Raw genomic sequence first — 19,952 nt, forward strand, 5'->3', positions numbered from 1 at the left:
TATTGTACTTATAACCAATCAATTAAAAACCATGGGATTATCTTCATTTTTTAAAAATTTATTTGGCTCGACAAAAGAGTCTGCTGCAGAATTGGCTACTAGTGCCGAAAATACTTTTGAACAAGTAAAAGAAGCCGCTGCGCCATATATTGAAAAAGCCGAAACATTTGCAGAAGAAACTATCGATAAAGTAAAAGAAGTTTCGGAACCAATTATTGACCGCGCATCTGATTATGCTGACAAGGCAAAAGAAACAGTGACAGAATACGCCGAAAAAGCTACGGAAGCTGTAAGCGATGTTATTGATTCTGTTAAAGAAAAAGCAGCAGCTTTAACTAGTGACGAAAGTCCAAAAGTTATAACAGAAACCGTAGTTGATGCAAGCGAAATTGGCGACGAAGACGACGGTAAAGCATAAACACAATTTTCTCATAATGTAAATATTTTTATATTTGCAGTACCAATCTACCTTCTCTTTTGAGAAGGTTTTTTTATTTTAAAATCATGAACCTTAGCCCAGAACAAGTCAGTAAATACATTAGCAGATTTATTGATATTTTAGTTGATTATTCTCCAAAATTAATCTCTGCATTCATCATCTTATTTATTGGTTTATACGCCATCAGATTGATCAATCGCATTATGAGAAAAATCATGATTCAGCGAAATCTGGATCCAACGTTAACAAAATTCTTAGCCGATATTTTATTGTGGGCTTTACGAATATTATTGTTTGTAACCTTTATTTCTAAATTAGGCATTGAAACTTCGTCTTTCGTGGCTATTTTAGGAGCAATGGGACTTGCAGTTGGTTTATCATTACAAGGATCTCTTTCCAACTTTGCGGGCGGAATGCTTATTATTGTTTTTAAGCCATTTAAAGTGGGAGATACAATAGAAGCACAAGGTGTTATTGCAACAGTTCTTGAAATTCAGATTTTTGTAACTAAAATGCTGACGGGAAATAACCAAACGGTTTTTGTTCCAAATGGAGCTTTATCAAACGGAAATATTATCAATTATTCTATGCAGGGAGAAAGAAGAGCTGATTTGACCTTTTCAATTTCATACGACTCAGATATTAAAAAAGCTAAAGATGTTCTTTTGGATGTTTTAAATAAGAATCCAAAAATATTGAAAACGCCTGCACCAGAAGTTTTTGTAAAAAATTTATCTGCAAGTTCAATAGATTTTGCAGTTCGTCCTTGGGCTAAAAATGCCAATTACGGAGCTGTTTTTTCTGAAACCTTAGAAAACTGCAAAACTGCTTTGGATGAAGCTGGAATTTCAATCCAGCCGTATACGATACAGAAATAAAATATTATTGCTTTTTTGGAGGAGCAATCATAAAATCTTTCAAATAATAAGGCTCAAAATAAGCGACATCTACAGTGTCGCTTTTTTGATACTTATCATAACTGATTTTACTCATTGCGTTTGCAGAAGGATATTTTACATCTTCTAAAAATATAAAATTCCCTTTAGTTAAAACAGGTTTACATTTCTCGGCGCAATCACCCACAAAGTAGAGTTTATCAGTATATTCTTGAAATGAATTTTCGTCTATAATCTCCGCTTTAATAGCTCTATCGATTGTCAAATCTGAACTAAAAATGGCGCTATAAACTTCCATTCTGCGAGCATCTAACATCGGAATAATTTTTCCATCTGTAACTTCAGCTTGAGAAGCCAACGTTTGAAGTGTATCTACAGCAATTAAAGGAATATTTAAAGCATAACACAGACCTTTTGCTGCCGAAACACCAATTCTCAATCCTGTATAAGATCCAGGACCTTGACTTACAGCGATTGCGACTAAATCTTGAACTGAAATTCCTGCTTTTGCAATTACTTCTTCGATAAAAACATGAAGTTTTTCTGCATGCGAATATCCTTCGTCAGCTAGCTCGTTGCAAGCAATTGTTTTTCCATCTTTTGCGACAGATACAGAACAATTTTTAGTAGCCGTTTCGATGTTGAGAATAAAAGACAAAGTATTAAATTTTAAAATATTATTGAATTCTTTTTATTATTTTTTAGGAGCTTCTGCTTTTTTAAGCTTTACCTTATCTCCAGAATTAAGATCCTTCGAAACAGTTGTATAAGGTCCAGTAATTACAACATCTCCAGCTTTTAATCCAGACATTACTTCAATGTTTGTATCGTCCTGAATTCCTGTTTTAATTACTCTTATTTGAGCTTTGTCACCAACTTTAACAAAAACACACTCGAATTTTTTATCATTCTTTGGAGTTGCTTTTTTCTCTTCGTCTGGAAGTTCTACGGTAATTGCTTTTACTGCTGCCGTATCCGATTTTACAACAACAGAACTGATAGGCACTGCCAAAACGTTCGCTTTTGTTGTTGTAATAATATCAACCGTTGCAGTCATTCCTGGTCTAAAAGGCGAATATGTATTTGGTTTTCCTTCTAAAAGATCCTGATAAGATTCTTTTAAAATACGAACCTTTACCTTGAAATTAGTTACCTGATCTGAAGTAAGCGTTGTGCTTGCAGAGTTAGAAATGCTAGTTACAATTCCTTTAAACTTCTTTTTTAAATAGGCATCTACTTCAACATTTGCTTCGTCTCCAATTTTAATTTTTACGATATCATTTTCATTTACATCTACTTCAACCTCCATATTATTAAGGTTTGCAACACGCAAAAGTTCTGTTCCTGCCATTTGCTGAGTTCCTAAAACTCTTTCTCCTAATTCCACATTCAAAACAGAAATTGTTCCGTCTGCTGGAGAATAAATAGTTGTACGCCCTAAATTATCTTTAGCTTCTGTAACTGACGCAGATGCACTCTGAACATTGTAATAAGCACTTTGTTTTGTAGCTTTCGCAACTTCATAAGTAGAAATAGCTTTGTCCCAATCAGATTTTGAGATTACACCTTTATCGTATAATGTTTTATTACGTTCATAATTTGCTTTAGCTTCTTTATAACTAGCATCAGATTGCGTAAGGCTGGCTTTGGTTCCTGCTAAATTTGCAACAGAACGATCTAATCCAGAAGTGTATAAATCAGGATTTATCTTAACCAATAAATCACCTTTTTTAACAACTTGTCCTTCTTTTACATTTAATGCAATAATTTCGCCCGAAACCATTGAAGCGATTTTAACTTCAATTTCTGGTTGAATTTTTCCTGTTGCAGAAACCGTTTCAACAATTGTTGAAGCCATTACTTTTGACGTTTCTACTTCTTTTCCTTCTTCCTTATTTCCTATCACTCCTGCCTTTGAAAGACCGATTAAAGCTATAATGAGCACCACAGCTCCACCTACTAAGAAATAAATTGTTTTTTTTGACATAATAAATTATTTTGTAATAATTGGAACAATTGGAATTCCGAAATAAAATTCAAGTATTTTAATTTTAAACATGTAATCGTATTTTGTTCGAATTACATCAGATTGTGCATTAGTCAGCAATGTTTGCGCTTGCGTAAAATCGAATGCATTCATCAAACCTACATCATATTTTTCTTTAGCGAAATTATATGCTTGCTGTCTCGCTTCTAAAGTAACTGTCGAAGCCTCGTAAGTGTTTAAAGCCGCTTTTGCATCTGTAAATGCAGTATAAACATTACGCTGTAAATCTAAACTTTTTTGTTCTAAATCTATTTTAGATTTCTCTAAACTTACCTTATTTCTTTCAACATTATTTCTTGCCGAAAAACCATTAAAAATTGGAACAGAAAGCTGTAATCCAAAAGATTGCCCTTTGTTATCATTAAACTGATCCAAAATAGGTTGTGCATTACCTAAAACAGACGAATAATTATCTCTTAAAACAGGTTGATTTGTTCCCTGTACATATCCAATCTGAGTGGTTGGATTTGCCGTGTTTAATGTAGAACCAGTTATGATATCAGAATAACTAGCTCTGGTATTAAAATTATAAAAAGCACTTAACGTTGGCTGATAAGCTCCTTTTGCTATTGCCACATTTTTCTCTGCAATTTCAAGGTTGGTTTGAGCTAATTTTAAATCTGTTCTAATTTCTTTCGCTTTATCATAAATTTCAATTGGAGATTGCGATAAAATATTATTCTCATCGTCCAATTTATTGTCCTCAACTACATCAAAATCAGCAAATTCTTTTAATTGTAAAAGCTGTGCTAAACTTAATTTCGAAATCAATAAGTTATTTTCAGAAACTGCAATATTTTGCTTATCAGTAGCAACAGTCGCTTTTAAATCGAACAAATCTCCACGCGGAATTGTTCCGGCATTTACCATTTCTTCAGAACGCGTATAGCGTTTTTCATCAATCGCTAATTGTTCTTTTTTAACTTTTAAATCTTCTTTATTAGATAAAATTTGCAAAAATGCGCTTGCAACATTCAAAGAAATATCCTCTTGCATTTTTAACAATTGATATTTTGAAGCGACAATAGAAAGATTTGCTCTTCTTAAATTATTCTGATTTTGAAGTCCTTTGTAAATATCAACGCCAACAGAAGCTCCAACAGAAGAATATTGTGTAGTTTGATTTTCTAGTAAACCTGTTGTAATATTCTGGTTCAAACCGATATTCCAAGAGTGAGAAGCATTTGCATTTACAGCTGGAAGATAATTTCCAATTGCGCCTTTTTTATCAATTGCAGCAGATTTCAAATCTAACTCTGTCAATTTTATCGTAATATTATTTTCTAATGCGTATCGAACACATTCTTCCAAAGTCCATTTTTTTGATTGCGCTTGGCTAGTTAATCCGAAACCGAATAACATTGCAAAAACCAGACTATTATATTTGTTTATTTTCATATTTTTTTAATGAAAGCGCAGTAAACCGAACCACGCAAATTTAACATTTTTTAAAACCAAAAAGATCCTTAAACTTTCAAATTAGCTTATTTTTTTTCCTTATCCGTTTCGTTAATTAGGCCCTGATTCCAGATTTTTATTTTATCTGTATCTTTTATTCCACTTTTAACTTGAACGTAGATTCCGTCGCTAACTCCAAGAACCAAATCTTTTCTCTGAAATTTTTGCGGAGCTGTTTCAATTTCCACATAAGGCTTTTGTGTTTTTTTGTCAAATTGAACCAATGATTCCTTAATAGCTAGAATTTTATCTGCTTTTTCTAAAATAATAGAAGCATTTGCACTCAATCCAGCTCTGATAAAAGTATCATCTCTATTGATCATCTGTGCTTTTATTTCAAACTGAATTGCGCCATTTTCGGTTACTCCTTTTGGTGCAATGTAGTTTAAAACCGCTTCAAATTTTTTATTTTCTATAGCTCCAATTGTAATCTCAATTGGCATTTTTTCTTTGATTTTTCCAACTTCAGATTCATCGATTTTTCCAATAAAAATCATTCTTCCAACATCTGCAACACTAGCAATGGTTGTTCCTTCATTAAAATTATTACTTTCAATTACCTGATTTCCAACTTTTACCGGAACGTCTAAAACCATTCCGTTTACTGTCGAACGAATCAAAGTATTTGCATAAGTTCCAAATGAAGAAGTTGTTCCTGTTTTCACAATATCCAAACTTTGTTTTGCTGCCAAATACGTTTGTTTTGCTTGATTATAAGCAACTTGAGCGGCATCAAAATCATTTGCAGAAATAACATCTTTCTCAAATAATGTTTTTTGTCTTTTATAAAGTTTTTCTTGATTATCTAAAGCAATTTTTGCCGTTGTAACTTGATTTTGAGTACTGCTTACATTAGAAACGTTTGCTACAACTCTAATTTTAGCAATCATATCTCCAGCTTTGATTTTTTCTCCTGCTTTGATATAAACTTCTTCAATAATTCCTGAGATATTTGGTTTGATTAGAACTTCCTCATCAGGCTGAATATTTCCTGTCGCAATAGTATTTTTTACGATAGTTTTAATTTCTGCTTTCTCCGTTTTAAATACAACTGGCGGTTCTTGATTTTTAGCATACAAATAATAAAGTGCGCCAAAAAATACAATTGCAATAAATATTAAAATGGTTACCGTTACTCCTTTTTTCATTTGTTTTTGGTTTAATCGATTTATTTTGATTGATAATTTTATTCTGTTCTTAAAGCATCTACAGGTTTAACATTAATGGCAGTCTGCGCTGGAATAAATCCGGCAAGCAATCCTGAACCAACCAATATTAATAGCGCCACAAACACTACTCTTAAATCTACACTCGGATTGGCAAACATAGTATCTCCACCGGGAGGCATAGAATCTAACGCCATGTTGAGAAGCGCAATAATTCCTGTGGCGACGGCTATTCCTAGCATTCCAGAAATGATGGTTAAAAATATAGATTCTGATAATATTTGCGCTCTAATATTTGCTGGTGTTGCTCCTAGAGCTCTTCTAATTCCAATTTCTTTTGTACGCTCTTTAACCACGATAAGCATAATATTTGAAATTCCGATTACTCCAGAAATCAGAACTAAGGTTCCAACAAAATAAGCAATCACTTTTAGGATATTAAATAAACTTTGTACTTTGTTAAATTGCTCATACAAGTCAAAATTCCCAACTGCACGCTCATCAGTCGGATTAACCGAATGTAAAGCTTTTATAATCTCTAAAATTTTGGGCTTTAACTCTGTTATAGAAGATTCATCTTTTGCCGTCAGTGCCATCCAACCAACTTTATCGCCATAGTTAAAAGCCTGCTGAAAGGTTGTAAATGGAATAAAAATATTCTTTTGCTCTTGTTCGGCATTACCTCCTTGCTGTTTAGATCTGTAAACGCCAACAACCATAAAATTAATCCCATTAATCTTTATATAAGTCCCAACAGCTTCTTCTTCTTTTCCGTAAAGTTCGCTAATAACACCTTTCCCGATTACAGCTACTTTTCTTCGTTCATTAATATCTTGCTGATTTACAAAACGCCCTTTAATAATGTCCATTGGCTGCTGTTTAATCAATTCTGGATAATCTCCATAAATTGTAAAAGCAGAAGTTTTTGTTCCTCTAACAACATTATTTGTTCCGTTAAAATCTCCTAGTTGATTTCTTGGCGAAACATACAACAAATCTGGTATCGCTTGTTTTAACGCTGCGACATCACTATTTCTAAAATCGTAACGGCGCGTTTTTGGCAAACCTTTATATGCTTTAGATGTTGTCTGACTCCACATAAACATTGTATTTGTGGCAATTCCGTCAAATCCTTTTTTCACACCATTTTCCAGACCATTCCCTGCCGCAAGTAATATTACCAAAATAAATATCCCCCAAAATACACCAAAAGCAGTCAGTATAGTTCTGAATACATTTGCCGTTAAAGCCTGTAAAATTTCGTCCCAATTATCTTTACTAAACATAATTATTCGTCTCTAAGTGCTACAATAGGTTTAATTTTGGCCGCTCTGTAAGCTGGGAAAAATCCAGCCATTGCGCCTGCAAAAACAAGCATTACTAAGGTGGTTAATGCCACACTAAAATCTACTTCGGGATTTCTAAAAAATTCGCTTTGAACCATCGGCCCAACAAATTCTAATAATAGCAAACTTCCAAGTAAACCAACAAAACCAGCAATTGTTGTAATAAATATCGATTCGTGAAGAATCATAGAAATGATAGAAAATGGAGAAGCGCCAAGTGCTTTTCTAATTCCAATTTCTTTTGTACGTTCTTTCACTATAATAAGCATAATATTACTAACTCCTACAACTCCAGCAATAATGGTACAAATACCAACCCACCAGAAAAAGAGTCTGATATATAAGTTCAGATCATAAAATTGCTTAGCATCTTTAACCGAATTATACGCACCAATACCACTATCATCTTCGGGTGCAACCATGTTTTTGCTTTTTAGAAGATTTTTTAAATCTTGGGTAAACTTTTCAGATTGTGCTAATGCTTCATTATAGTTATCTGTCTTTTTTAATGTAAAAAACAAATTGCTAATCTTATCGCCCGCACCAAACGTTTTCTGAACAGTAGTCAATGGCAGATACGCACGAGTTTCTTCTCTTTCTCCTCCTGGATCGGTAAAAACTCCTACTACTTTGAAACTAATATTGTTTATTAAGATTTCTTCTCCGATAGCATTTTTATCTTTAAGCAAATCTGTTTTTAATTTCATTCCTATAACAGCCACTTTTGCGTTGCTTTCCAAGTCTTTAGCATTTATGTAACGACCTTGAACTATAGTTAAATTTTCAATTCCGCCATAATCTGGGTTAACTCCACGATACTGATAATTACCAGATTCTTTACCATAGGCAAAAGACTGTCCCCAGTAATTTTGTGTCGAAGCTCTCAAATCTAATTTATCTTCAAACTTCTGAACAGATTGATTGTAATCGCTATTTCTAAACTGAATTTGGCGTCCAGGATTTAATCCTTTATATTCTTTAGTTGTTGTTCCAGACCAAACCTCAATAATTCCGGCAGCATCGCGTTCAAATTGTTTTTCAATTCCGTTTTGAAGACCTTTACCAGCTCCGAGTAAAATTACCAAAATGAAGATTCCCGAAGCCACAGAAATTCCGGTTAAGAATGTTCTTAAACGGTTTTTAGAAATGGCTTCAAATATTTCCTGCCAACGCTCGATATTAAACATAAGACGAAGCTCTAACTTGTTCTACTTTTTTATCGTCAATAATAAGTCCGTCTTTTAGGACCACATTTCTTTTGCACATTGCTGCAATATCAGGTTCGTGTGTAACAATCAGAATTGTTTTTCCTTCATCATTAATTCCCTGAATAAGTTCCATAACCTCGTAAGAAGTTTTCGTGTCAAGAGCTCCTGTAGGCTCATCTGCCAACAAAACTTTCGGATTTGAAGCCAATGCTCTAGCAATTGCCACACGCTGTTTCTGTCCTCCAGAAAGTTCACTTGGCAAGTGATGCGAATGAGTTCCTAAACCAACTTTTTCTAAATATTTCATGGCAATCTCATAACGTTCTTTCCTCTTTACACCTTGATAATATAAAGGCATTGCAACGTTATCTAATGCACTTTTATAATTGATTAAATTAAAAGACTGAAAAACAAAACCTAAGAATTTGTTTCGATATCTTGAAGCGATTGTTTCGTTTAATTTTTTAATTGGTGTTTTGTCTAAAATGTAACTTCCTGAATCTGCTTCATCCAAAATTCCTAAGATATTTAAGAGTGTCGACTTACCAGAACCAGATGAACCCATGATTGCAACTAATTCACCTTCTTCAATATTAAAATTTATACCTTTTAATACGTGCAATTCGGAACTTCCCATTTTGTAGGACTTGTGTAAATCTTTAATTTCAATCATGGTATTGTTAAATTTTTAGACAATAATAACATTTTTATTAAGTAATTTATGATAATAAAAAGTTAATACTTTCGTTAGCATTCTTGTATAAGACTTCAATATTTACTAAATGTTACACTTTTTTAATAAAATATGATTGTTTTTGTAATTTTACTCCAGTATTAAAAATTCATATTAATGAAACTGACTTCAATCATTACAATACTTACTGCCTATATCTTGTTTACTGGCTGTTCTTCCTCTCAAAAATTAGAAACATTAAAACCAGAACCAGACGACGCAAGTCCACTGATTTACGACATCAACCCTTCATTTATAAATCTGCCGATTACTATAAAATTGACTGATATTGAAAACCAAACCAATGCAGTTTTAAACGGATTGATTTACGAAGATAATACAATTGATGACGATGATATCGAAATGAAAATTTGGAAACAAGCTCCAATTAAGATTCAAAACGATCCTTCAAATCCAGATAAAAAACTTAAAACCATTTTACCGCTTAAAGCGAATATTAAATATCGAATCGGAACCAAAAAACTAGGTGTAGAATTATACGATATTCGAGAGTTTAACTTAAACGGAACTATCACATTGTCTAGCGAAGCCGCTTTAACAAATTGGAAACTTACCACAAAAACTGAATTTAAATCTATCGATTGGAGCGAAAGCCCAACGATGAACGTTTTTGGTAAAAATATGCCGATTACCTACTTAATTAATCCTGCAATTTCTATTTTCAAAAATAAATTGGAAAAGAAAATTGATGAAGCAATTGAAAAATCAATGGATTTTAAACCGAATGTTCTTCAGGCTGTTGAAAAAATTTGTACTCCTTTTCAAATGAGTGACACTTACGAAAGCTGGTTAAGAATTGTTCCAATCGAGATTTATTCGACTAATGCCAAACTTAAAAACGATTCATTTTTGTTAGACATGGGAATGAAGTGCAATATGGAAACTATTGTTGGTAAACAGCCAGAATCAAAATTTAATGCTAATAAAATCATTCTAAAACCTGTTACAAAAATTCCAAACCAAATTTCAGCCAACATTGCCGCAATTTCAAGTTATGTTGATGCTTCGAAAATTATGACTAAGAATTTTGCTGGACAAGAATTTGGTTCAGGAAGCAAAAAAGTAACCGTAAAAAATGTTACTATTTGGCATAAAAACGGAAAAATGGTGATCGCTTTAGATGTTTTAGGTTCGATAAATGGCACACTTTACTTAAATGGCTCCCCACAATATAATCCTCAGACTAAAGAAATTTACTTTGACAAATTAGATTATGTTTTAGACACTAAAAGCAAATTAATGAGAACAGCAAATTGGCTTGCTCAAGGATATGTTTTAAGGAAAATGGAAGAAAGCTGTCGCTATTCCATTCAACCCAATTTAGAAGAAGGCAAAAAAAACATGGCAGGTTACTTGAAAAATTATTCTCCGATGCCAGGTGTTTTTGTAAATGGAAAAATGGAAGATATACAGTTTGACAAAATTCAATTAACCAATCAGGCAATTATCGCTTTCATTAAAATAAACGGAACGGTTAATGTTTCTGTAAATGGATTGAAATAAAAAAAAGCAGTGTAAAATTACACTGCTTTTTTCTTTTTAGATGTATACATTTTATAAATCAGATAGCCAATTACCGCTACCAGTAGATAAGGAATTACCATTAAATAAACTATTCCATCGTTTACTGCTTCAGCTTTTTTAATATTAGAATCTCCCGATAAAGCTGCACGACACATCGCACATTGCGCGTTCATTGAAATTCCAATGAAGAAAAAACAAATCCCAAAAACAAAACTTTGAAATTTGACTTTTGACTTTTGAATATTATTTTTAGTGTGCATAGTATGGAGAAATCATTAAAAATACCACTACTCCTGTTACAGCTACATAAAGCCAAATTGGAAAAGTGATTTTAGCTATTTTTCTATGTTTATCAAAACGCTGCCCAAGCGCTCTTACATAGGTAATCAAAACAAGCGGAATAATTGCTATCGAAAGCAAAATATGCGTAATCAAAATAATAAAATACACTAATCGCAGCGATCCAACTTTAGCGCTTTCTACAGCATCAAGAATTCCATCATGATTTGAATCACCGAATTTGGTAGAATCTGCTGTCATGTGATAAGCAACATACATAACTAGAAAAGCAACAGACAATGCAATTGCAAAAGTCATTAGCCTTTCATGTAATTTCTGTTTCCCGTTTTTGATTGCCAAAACCGCCCAAACCAAAACTACTGCAGTAATTCCATTTGTAGTAGCATAAATTGGAGGTAAAAATGATAATGGTTCAACATTAAAACCAAAATCTTTAAGCTTAACTCCAAACAAAATTGCAACGACAACTGGTATTATAATTGAAACTGCAACAATTAATTTATTATATTTTTTTTCTAAAGAATTATCTTCCATCACTTATTCTGCTAATAAAATTTTAATATCCTCCTGAATATCGCGTACACCTTTTTTGTCTAAACCGTCATAATAAATATTCGGATTCCCAAATTCATCTTTTCTGCAACGAATATTACCTTCTTTATCAATCAAAGCAAACAAACCTGAATGCTCAAATCCTCCACTTACTTTATCATTTGCACCCGCGTATAGATTAAATCCCTTATTAGACAAGTCCATTATTACATCTCTATCGCCTGTTAAGAAATTCCAATTTGACGATTTTGCGCCCAATAATTTAGCGTGGTCTTTTAAAACTTGCGGAGTATCGTGTTTTGGATCAATAGTTATCGAAACAATACCAAAGTTAGGATTTCCAAAAAAAGTCTTTTCAATCTCCAACATACTCATATTCATCTTTGGGCAAATTGATGGACAAGTTGTAAAGAAAAATTCCAAAACATATACTTTTCCTTTATACGTTTCATTAGAAACCTTTGCGTTATCCTGATTTGTTAATTCGAATTTTGGAGCTGGACCAATTGTCAAAAGTTTTGTGTCTTTTGGAGTTTTAGCTCCAACGTTATCCAAACGGTTTCCTTTAACAACATCACCATTTTTAACACGATCGACAATTTTAGGAATGGCGTAAATCCCAAAAATCAAAATGATAAAAGAGATTCCGATATATGATTTATTCTTAAACATTATAAATGATTTTAAAGTTGTTTTGTAGCATTATGATTTTTCTTTAAAGCTGCACGGTATTCATACAGGATAATTTTAAAATCATCCAACATTTCATTGCTTAACTCTGATGGGTGAAAAGTATCATAACCTTCTTTGTATTCTTTTTTATCTTTTCTTCCTCTAAGATTACGTTCCTTATCGATAATATAAACATTTGAGGTGCCAAGATTTTCATTTAGTTTTTCTTTTAAATGAAGTCCATCATAGAATTTTTGAATTTCTTCTTTGGATGCAAATACGAAGTTCCAGTTTTTTACATCTGTAAAAGGTGATAAGGCATCAACAATTTTTTGCGCTTCAGTTTCTGTTCCAAGCGGACACAAGACTACAAACTGAAGATCTTCAAAACCATTATAACGCTTGTAGATTTTCTCATTTAAGTTGAAATAGTTTCCTCGATTTTCTAAAATATTTGAACCTGCAAAACCAAGAACAGTTATTTTTTTATCTAATGAGATTTTTTTTCCGTTTAGGGATTTCCAATTTCCAAAGTCAGCAACTTTTGGTGTTATTACAGGAAGTGTCGTAAAACTATTTACACCAGAAGCAAAAAATAAATAAGCTACAATTGGAAGAACAAAAAGTACAAATAGAACTATATTTTTTTTCATTGTATTAACGGAAATAATTGAGGTACAAAAATAAAAAAATCCCGATGTTATCGGGACTCTTTTCGAATTAATATCATGTTAAAAATTCCATTTAATAGTAGAATCTTTAAAAACCCCATAAATATAATGCCCTTCTGTTAACAGAATAAACAATAAATATAAAACTAGGAAGATAACAGGAGAAACCACAGACCATCTAAGGCTGCTTTTTTCACCTTCCATGTGCATAAATGCCCATACAATATAGTATGCTTTGAAAACTGTTAGGATATAGAAAATCCAGTTTAACAAATTCAAACCGATAAAATGCGTAAACTCTAATGATGCAGGCTTGTAGATACCTAAAATAACTTCTACTGTAGTTACTAATGAAAGTAATCCAAAAACAAACCAGATTCTTTTTGTATTTGATACGTGCTCGTGTGACATAATAATTAAATGCTAAAAATTAAACTAGGTAGAAAACTGTAAATACAAATACCCAAACTAAATCTACGAAGTGCCAGTATAAACCAACTTTCTCTACCATTTCGTAGCTTCTTCTCTTCTCATAAGTACCTAACAATACATTAAAGAAAATGATGATATTGATAATAACTCCTGAGAATACGTGGAATCCGTGGAAACCTGTAATAAAGAAGAAGAAATCAGCAAATAATTTATTACCGTATTCGTTTCTGATCAAGTTAGCTCCTTCTACAACATATTTAGCAGATGCTAAATGTGCTTCAGACTCTTCTCTTGATAATACCGTTTTTTTCTTCTTATCAGTAAGTTTTTCTGTTCTAATTAAAATTTCAGGATGTGCTTTAAATCCAGCTTGAACTTCAGCTACTGTATAAGTTGGAAGTGATTGAGCATCTTCCATAAACCAAGTTGAATGGCTTCTTGTTAAAGCTTCTCTTTGTTCTGGTAATTTAACAGCAAAATCAGCTAAAGCAACTCTTTTTCCGTCTTTATCCACGAATTGAAGTAAACTTCCCCCAACTGTTTCAACTGCTCCATATTCACCTTTAATGAAGTTTTTCCATTCCCAAGCTTGAGAACCAACGAAAATAAGACCTCCAATAATAGTTAAGAACATATAAATAGCAACTTTTGTCTTTTTCAATTGGTGTCCTGCATCAACAGCTAAAACCATTGTTACAGAAGAAAAGATCAAAATAAAAGTCATTAATGCTACATAATACATTGGAGCCGCAACACCATGCATAAATGGAAAGTGAGTAAACACTTCATCAGCCAAAGGCCAAGTTTCAATAAATTTAAATCTAGAAAAACCGTAAGCTCCTAGAAATCCAGAGAATGTTAAGGCATCTGATACGATAAAAAACCACATCATCATTTTACCATAACTTGATCCTAGTGGCTGGATCTCATGACCGCCTCCCCAAGTTTTTTCGTCGTTGTTTGCAGTAGTAACTGTCGCTCCCATAAAAGATATTCGTTAAAAAGTTCCCAAATTTACGTTTTTTTCTTATTTAAAGAAAAATAAAAATAAAAATAAATATACCCATAATAAATCCAAAAAGTGCCAATACATCGCACCTAGTTCTATACCAAGAGTTTGAGTCGAATTGTATTTTTGTTTAAAATGATTATAAATTATAATTAAAAGTGAAATTAATCCGCCAGCTAAGTGCAACAAGTGCGTAACTGTTACCACATAAAGAAAAGTTGTAGTAATTGAGCTACCTTGTCCTGTAAAATAATACCCTTCTTCAATGATTTGTCCAAATCCTTGAAATTGAAGCACAATAAATAAAATCCCTAAAGCCAAAGTTCCTAAAAGCAAGCTTGTAACTGTGCTTCTATTATCTTTCTGAATGGCTTTTTTTGCCAAATGAAAGGTAACACTACAAGCGATAATCACTGCTGTGCTCCAATAAAATGCAGAAGGAAGCTGAAAGTCCTTCAACCAATCCGCTCTTGATTTACTTACTACAAATGCACTTGTTAATCCTGCGAACATCATGGTCATACTAACCATTGCAAAAAGCAGAATCAGTTTTGCTGATTTTGACTTTTGTGCTTGTTCATCATTTGTTTTCAACGTCATTTCCATAACTATCTTAAAAATTTATCTACTATATATACAATCTGTAAAAGCGAAATATAAGAAACACTAACCAACATTAATGTTCTTGCTGCTTTTGCTGTTCTTAATTTATACAGTTTTACTGCATAAAAAAGCATCCAGATTCCTAAAAGAAATACTAAAACTGCTGCAATTGGCGAAATAAACAATTGTCCTGTAAAACCTAAGACAGGCAATAAAGATGCAATTATTAACCAAACTGTATACAAAATAACCTGCAATGCAGTTCCTTTATCTTTTCTGCCTGTAGGCAACATAAAAATTCCTGCTTTTTCATAGTCTTCATACAAGAACCATCCAATAGACCAAAAGTGTGGGAATTGCCAAAAAAATTGAATCAAAAACAAAGTTCCTGCCTCAATACCAAATTCTCCAGTTGCCGCAACCCAACCCAACATGAACGGAATTGCACCAGGGAATGCTCCAACAAAAACAGATAATGAAGTAACTGTTTTTAATGGCGTATAAACACTTGTATATAAAAATATAGAAATTGCGGCAAACATTGCCGACTTAGCGTTTATAGTATAAAGTAGTGCTATACCAATAATAGTTAGCAAACTCGCAACCAACAAAGCAACTTTTGGACTCATACGTCCTGAAGGAACTGGACGATTTTTAGTACGATCCATTAAAGAATCAATATCTTTCTCAATTACTTGATTAAAAGCATTTGAGGCTCCAACCATGCAATATCCTCCAACTGCTAAAACAGCTAAAACACTCCAACTAAATGGATGTTCTGAATCAACACCTAATAAATATCCTGCTATAGAAGAGAACAAAACACTAATAGCCAAGCCGGCTTTAGTAATCTCTTTAAAGTCTAGAAATATTGATTTGATTGATAATGTATTTTTTGCAGCGTTCAATATCGTTGATATTTGTGTATTTTTTTTAGTGGTGCAAATGTACAAATTAGATTGTAGAATTTAGGCCTATAAAATTAGATTTTTTTCAATAAAACCTTTATAAACTAAGATCTCAGCATTCTTTAACACTATTATTTCGAAAAATCTTATTAAAAATCCTAGTAATCAAAATACCAATTAAAAATATCAGATCTCAAACCGATGCTAAACCACGTTGTACTTTGTTTAAAAGTAGACGCTGTCTCTTGTGTCGGATCAAAATTTCGGTAAATAAGACTTCCAAATAATTTTAAATTAGTCATTGGATTAATTAGGTAACCACCTTGAATATCTGCAATAAAAACACTCGTCTTGTTTCCCTGCCCTACTTTTACACCAGTATCATAAGGACGGTTTTCGTCGTAACTTTTATAAATATTACCTCCATAATTATATGAATCCTCTGCTGTATCAAAATCCAAACCTCTGGTTCCCATCGTGATTTTTGCATCTCCAAAAATACGTCCTTTATGATAACGTCCAATTAAGATAAGCTCTTTAAAATTACCTCCCCATTGATGCCCGATACTTTGGTTATTATGTCCATAATTTGTAATAACGGCACTATGAGAATATACATAAGGGCGCACATGATTAAATTCTACTTGAACCAATAAATCTTTTACATTAAACGCATTAAAATATTTCGCTCCTAACTGAAATCCGAATTTATTTTTCCAGCTTTGATTTCCAGCTCCAACATCAGAAACAGAAAATTCATCGATCAAGAATTGTGAGTACAAGTTAATACTGTTATTCCATTTATATTTTCCTGTAATTCCTAAAAGAGCATTTCCGCTTCTAGAAGAAGAACCGAATTCTACGGCACGATAAAAAATAATCGGATTCACAAAATTGATATCAAAACCTCTATTATTCGTATCTGTCCAAACTACCGACTCAAAGAAACCTAAATTTAATCTATTCGAAACATTCCAACTTAAATAATGGTTCGCCATAAATTTAGTTGCATAGGTCCTATCAACTGTTACATCTGGACGAACATCTTTCAGCCACATATAGGTATTGGTGTACTTTATTTTCCAAAACTTGGTATTAATTTTAAAGTAAGGATATGGACTTGCACCATCTCCTTCTAAAAGAGAACGATATCCATCTCCGATAAAATTTCTTCCATAACCCAATTGCAAATCGAAAATTTTACTTGGGGTGTAGGTAATATTAGCTTCCGCTAAAGGAAAATCGTATGCATCGGTTTTAAATCTTTTCGCAATTCCAACACCTGGAATTATCGCCGGATTTCCTCCAGAAGGCTTTATAGACTCTGCATAATCATTAAAATATCCTGCAAATCTTCCCTGACTTTCAAAAAATGTTGTTGTAAAATTGATCTGCTTTCCTAAACCTCCTCTAAAATTCAATGCTCTAGTATTCACGTAAGTGTAAGATGCATCAATATCCGAAGCCTTTCCTAATTGCAAATCCACAATCGGGTTTAAAGCAAGCCAATATCCTTCGCCTTGAATCTGCACCATATTTTCATTCCACCATTTTCTTCCCAACCAACTCGAAACATTTTTTTGCAACGATTGATTAACCGCTTTCAAATTATAATATTTTGAAACTTCTTCGTAAGTAAATGGTTTAGAAGCAGTATGGTTATTACTTCCAACCTGATTCATTGCGCCATCAAACTGAGCATAATAACTATGTGAAAATGGAATATTTAAATGACTTTCGAATTCTGGATTATTGTATTTTTTATAAACAATGCTATCCAACTCTGTCATAGGTTTTTCAATTGGTTTTAAAATTTCTGCAGCCGCCAAAGCTTCAGCAGCGACTTGTTCTGAATTCTTTAAAGGTATATCAATTGAAATGGTATATTTTGAATAAGTTGGTTTTCCATTATAAGTTGACGGTTTTATTTTTGGAAACTTTCCAAAAACTCGCTTTGCTTCTGCTGACAATTCCTCACTTGCCGCCGAAACATAAATTACTTTAAACACACCTTCCGCATCAACTTCAAAAAGAACTTTTACGTCTCCTTTGTATTTTTTTTCTTTTAAATTTTCAGGAACTTGAAAATTACCAAATACAAAATCCTGAACTTCTTTATAAAAACAATTCTCTAATTTTTTTCCATCCAAATTTTCACAATTTGGAAAAACAGGAAACATCTCAGCAGTAAAACCAGGCTGAATTGAAGTATTGCCATTTTGCTGTGCCGAAGCATTTAAAAACAAAAAAATTAAAACAAGGGATAAAAAAAACTTATTCACTAAAACAGGTATTTATTTAATATTGATTTGGGGAAATTTGTCCGTTTGCAATTGCTTTAGCAGCCGAAGTGCCAATTCGCTGCACGCCTAAATTAATCATTTCTACTGCCTCCTCATACGAACGAACGCCTCCAGCAGCTTTTACCGGCAAAGGCGACGCATTTTCAAGCATTATAATGACAGAAGAAGCAGTTGCTCCATTTGGAATTCCGTTTTCTGTTTTATAAAATCCTGTTGATGACTTAACAAACACAGAAGAAAAATCTTCTTCATCGAAATGAGATACCACAACATTTTTAATCAAAGCAGATAATTGTATGATTTCTTTATCAGTCAAAGCCGCAACTTCTATAATCCACTTTACTGTTTTGTTATGAGCCAAGCCAATCTGGGTTCCTATTAAGATTTCGTTTTTTACCAAATCTATTTCCCCATTTTTAAAAGCTTCGTAATTACAAACAAAATCCAAATCGTCGGCTCCATTTTCAATCGCTTCATTGGCTTCTTTTATCTTAGTTTCAAGATTTGACTTCCCTTCTGGAAAGTCGATTACAGTTCCGACCAGCAAAACAGATTTAGCTTCTGCGATCATTTCTTTCGCCATTGCCACATATTCTGGGCGAATCATTACCAATTTAAATTCTTCCTTAATTGCTTCAACAATGGTATTTTTTACCACTAAAACATTTTCTGTATCAGAGAGTCCAGCTTGCGAAGCCGTTTTTAAATAAGTAGAATCTAAATATTGTTTTACATTCATAATGATCGAAATTGCAGAAAACCAGCACAAAAGTACATTTTATATTCAAAAAACACAGCTTTTAAAAGCTTGATTTTATCGTACAAAAAAACCCACCGAAGTGGGTTTTTCCAATATTTATATCTTATCCATCTGCTTTTTAAAAGCGATAGCAGAAAAAACTGCTGCGAAAGCTCCAAGAGCATTTGCTAAAACATCCGATATATCTGCCGCTCTGGTAACTGTAAGAGCATTTTGCAGAATCTCGATTGTAATTCCAAAAAAAACAGAGAATATAAACGAAATCAAATAAGCCTTATAATCATCTGCTTCTTTTCCTTTCAATTCTTTTTTGAAAAACAAAATCCAAGAAATTGTAAATCCAAAATGAAAACAGAAATGTACAATTTTATCTAAACTTGGAAAATTAACTACTGGTAAATTTCCCGAATCTGTTAGACACAGATAAGCAATAATTCCAGAGCAGATAATTGCCCAAATTAATAGCAGCTGTTTAGGCACCGATTAATTCTTTATAAGCTTCATCAGACAATAAAGAATCAATTTCTGATGCATCTGAAATTTTAATTTTAATCATCCATCCTGCTCCATAAGGATCAGAATTTACAGTTTCTGGAGCACTTTCTAAATCTTCATTAAAAGCAATGATTTCACCTGTTAATGGTAAAAATAAATCCGAAACTGTTTTTACAGCCTCAACAGTTCCAAAAACTTCATCTTTTGAAAGTGTCTGATCTAAAGTTTCTACCTCAACATACACGATATCTCCTAACTCTTTTTGTGCAAAATGAGTAATTCCTACAGTCGCAACATCTCCTTCGATGCTAACCCATTCGTGATCTTTTGTGTACTTTAAATTTGCTGGTATGCTCATAATAGTATGTTTGAAAATTGATAATTTAAAATTTAAGCCACAAATGTAATA

Annotated in this window: 22 protein-coding genes; 3 read left to right on the plus strand and 19 right to left on the minus strand. The window is 32.8% G+C overall.

The window, feature by feature from the left end:
• The first annotated feature begins 31 nt into the window (after nt 1-31).
• Together P0R33_RS09430 and P0R33_RS09435 are read left to right on the plus strand one after the other, a co-directional pair.
• On the plus strand, nt 32-418 hold the full coding sequence (locus P0R33_RS09430) for a YtxH domain-containing protein (RefSeq protein WP_276175194.1): 387 nt from the start codon (nt 32-34) through the stop codon (nt 416-418).
• An 86-nt stretch (nt 419-504) separates the two neighbouring features.
• Entirely contained in the window at nt 505-1,317 is an 813-nt protein-coding gene (locus tag P0R33_RS09435; protein ID WP_276175195.1) for a mechanosensitive ion channel domain-containing protein, read from the plus strand.
• Nucleotides 1,318-1,321: 4 nt separating this feature from the next.
• Here the strand turns inward: P0R33_RS09435 and tsaB are convergent, their stop codons facing one another.
• From tsaB to P0R33_RS09470, 7 genes are all read right to left on the minus strand, one after another.
• Nucleotides 1,322-1,993, minus strand: a complete 672-nt coding sequence (gene tsaB, locus P0R33_RS09440; RefSeq protein WP_276175196.1) for a tRNA (adenosine(37)-N6)-threonylcarbamoyltransferase complex dimerization subunit type 1 TsaB — start codon at nt 1,991-1,993, stop codon at nt 1,322-1,324.
• Between the two features lie 36 nt (nt 1,994-2,029).
• The gene (locus tag P0R33_RS09445) at nt 2,030-3,322 is read right to left on the minus strand and encodes an efflux RND transporter periplasmic adaptor subunit (protein ID WP_276175197.1); all 1,293 of its coding nucleotides are present in this window, start codon (nt 3,320-3,322) and stop codon (nt 2,030-2,032) included.
• Between the two features lie 6 nt (nt 3,323-3,328).
• Nucleotides 3,329-4,780, minus strand: coding sequence for a TolC family protein (locus P0R33_RS09450; RefSeq protein WP_276175198.1), 1,452 nt, complete (start codon nt 4,778-4,780; stop codon nt 3,329-3,331).
• Between the two features lie 86 nt (nt 4,781-4,866).
• Nucleotides 4,867-5,988 carry an efflux RND transporter periplasmic adaptor subunit gene (locus P0R33_RS09455; protein WP_276175199.1) on the minus strand — a complete coding sequence of 374 codons (1,122 nt, stop codon included), beginning with the start codon at nt 5,986-5,988 and terminating at the stop codon, nt 4,867-4,869.
• A 38-nt stretch (nt 5,989-6,026) separates the two neighbouring features.
• On the minus strand, nt 6,027-7,292 hold the full coding sequence (locus P0R33_RS09460) for an ABC transporter permease (RefSeq protein WP_276175200.1): 1,266 nt from the start codon (nt 7,290-7,292) through the stop codon (nt 6,027-6,029).
• A gap of 2 nt (nt 7,293-7,294) precedes the next feature.
• Complete coding sequence (locus P0R33_RS09465; RefSeq protein WP_276175201.1) at nt 7,295-8,539, minus strand: ABC transporter permease; 1,245 nt, start codon at nt 8,537-8,539, stop codon at nt 7,295-7,297.
• A complete protein-coding gene (locus tag P0R33_RS09470) occupies nt 8,532-9,233 on the minus strand; it encodes an ABC transporter ATP-binding protein (protein WP_276175202.1) in 702 nt (233 codons plus the stop codon). The genes P0R33_RS09465 and P0R33_RS09470 overlap by 8 nt, the downstream gene beginning before the upstream one ends.
• Nucleotides 9,234-9,410: 177 nt before the next feature.
• On the opposite strand from P0R33_RS09470, the gene P0R33_RS09475 reads away from it, so the two are divergent.
• Entirely contained in the window at nt 9,411-10,817 is a 1,407-nt protein-coding gene (locus tag P0R33_RS09475; RefSeq protein WP_276175203.1) for a DUF4403 family protein, read from the plus strand.
• Nucleotides 10,818-10,834: 17 nt separating this feature from the next.
• Here P0R33_RS09475 and P0R33_RS09480 read toward each other — a convergent pair whose 3' ends face one another.
• The 12 genes from P0R33_RS09480 to gcvH form a co-directional block, all read right to left on the minus strand.
• A complete protein-coding gene (locus P0R33_RS09480) occupies nt 10,835-11,011 on the minus strand; it encodes a hypothetical protein (RefSeq protein WP_343593192.1) in 177 nt (58 codons plus the stop codon).
• Nucleotides 11,012-11,087: 76 nt separating this feature from the next.
• On the minus strand, nt 11,088-11,672 hold the full coding sequence (locus P0R33_RS09485) for a DUF420 domain-containing protein (RefSeq protein ID WP_276175205.1): 585 nt from the start codon (nt 11,670-11,672) through the stop codon (nt 11,088-11,090).
• A gap of 3 nt (nt 11,673-11,675) precedes the next feature.
• Entirely contained in the window at nt 11,676-12,362 is a 687-nt protein-coding gene (locus P0R33_RS09490) for an SCO family protein (RefSeq protein WP_276175206.1), read from the minus strand.
• A gap of 11 nt (nt 12,363-12,373) precedes the next feature.
• Nucleotides 12,374-13,015 (minus strand): hypothetical protein, encoded by a 642-nt coding sequence (locus P0R33_RS09495; RefSeq protein WP_276175207.1) that lies wholly within the window; start codon nt 13,013-13,015, stop codon nt 12,374-12,376.
• A gap of 78 nt (nt 13,016-13,093) precedes the next feature.
• On the minus strand, nt 13,094-13,444 hold the full coding sequence (locus P0R33_RS09500) for a cytochrome C oxidase subunit IV family protein (protein ID WP_276175208.1): 351 nt from the start codon (nt 13,442-13,444) through the stop codon (nt 13,094-13,096).
• Between the two features lie 19 nt (nt 13,445-13,463).
• Nucleotides 13,464-14,450, minus strand: a complete 987-nt coding sequence (locus P0R33_RS09505) for a cytochrome c oxidase subunit 3 (RefSeq protein WP_276175209.1) — start codon at nt 14,448-14,450, stop codon at nt 13,464-13,466.
• A 42-nt stretch (nt 14,451-14,492) separates the two neighbouring features.
• Nucleotides 14,493-15,080, minus strand: coding sequence for a cytochrome c oxidase subunit 3 (locus P0R33_RS09510; RefSeq protein ID WP_276175210.1), 588 nt, complete (start codon nt 15,078-15,080; stop codon nt 14,493-14,495).
• A gap of 2 nt (nt 15,081-15,082) precedes the next feature.
• Nucleotides 15,083-15,985, minus strand: a complete 903-nt coding sequence (cyoE, locus tag P0R33_RS09515) for a heme o synthase (protein ID WP_276175211.1) — start codon at nt 15,983-15,985, stop codon at nt 15,083-15,085.
• A gap of 158 nt (nt 15,986-16,143) precedes the next feature.
• The gene (locus tag P0R33_RS09520; protein WP_276175212.1) at nt 16,144-18,267 is read right to left on the minus strand and encodes an energy transducer TonB; all 2,124 of its coding nucleotides are present in this window, start codon (nt 18,265-18,267) and stop codon (nt 16,144-16,146) included.
• 16 nt (nt 18,268-18,283) lie between these two features.
• Nucleotides 18,284-19,027 carry a deoxyribose-phosphate aldolase gene (deoC, locus tag P0R33_RS09525; protein ID WP_276175213.1) on the minus strand — a complete coding sequence of 248 codons (744 nt, stop codon included), beginning with the start codon at nt 19,025-19,027 and terminating at the stop codon, nt 18,284-18,286.
• A 117-nt stretch (nt 19,028-19,144) separates the two neighbouring features.
• Nucleotides 19,145-19,528, minus strand: coding sequence for a VanZ family protein (locus P0R33_RS09530; protein WP_276175214.1), 384 nt, complete (start codon nt 19,526-19,528; stop codon nt 19,145-19,147).
• A complete protein-coding gene (gene gcvH, locus P0R33_RS09535) occupies nt 19,521-19,901 on the minus strand; it encodes a glycine cleavage system protein GcvH (RefSeq protein WP_276175215.1) in 381 nt (126 codons plus the stop codon). Before gcvH ends, P0R33_RS09530 begins: the two co-directional genes overlap by 8 nt.
• Between the last annotated feature and the right edge of the window lie 51 nt (nt 19,902-19,952).

The organism is Flavobacterium sp. YJ01, from assembly GCF_029320955.1.
GTDB lineage: Bacteria > Bacteroidota > Bacteroidia > Flavobacteriales > Flavobacteriaceae > Flavobacterium.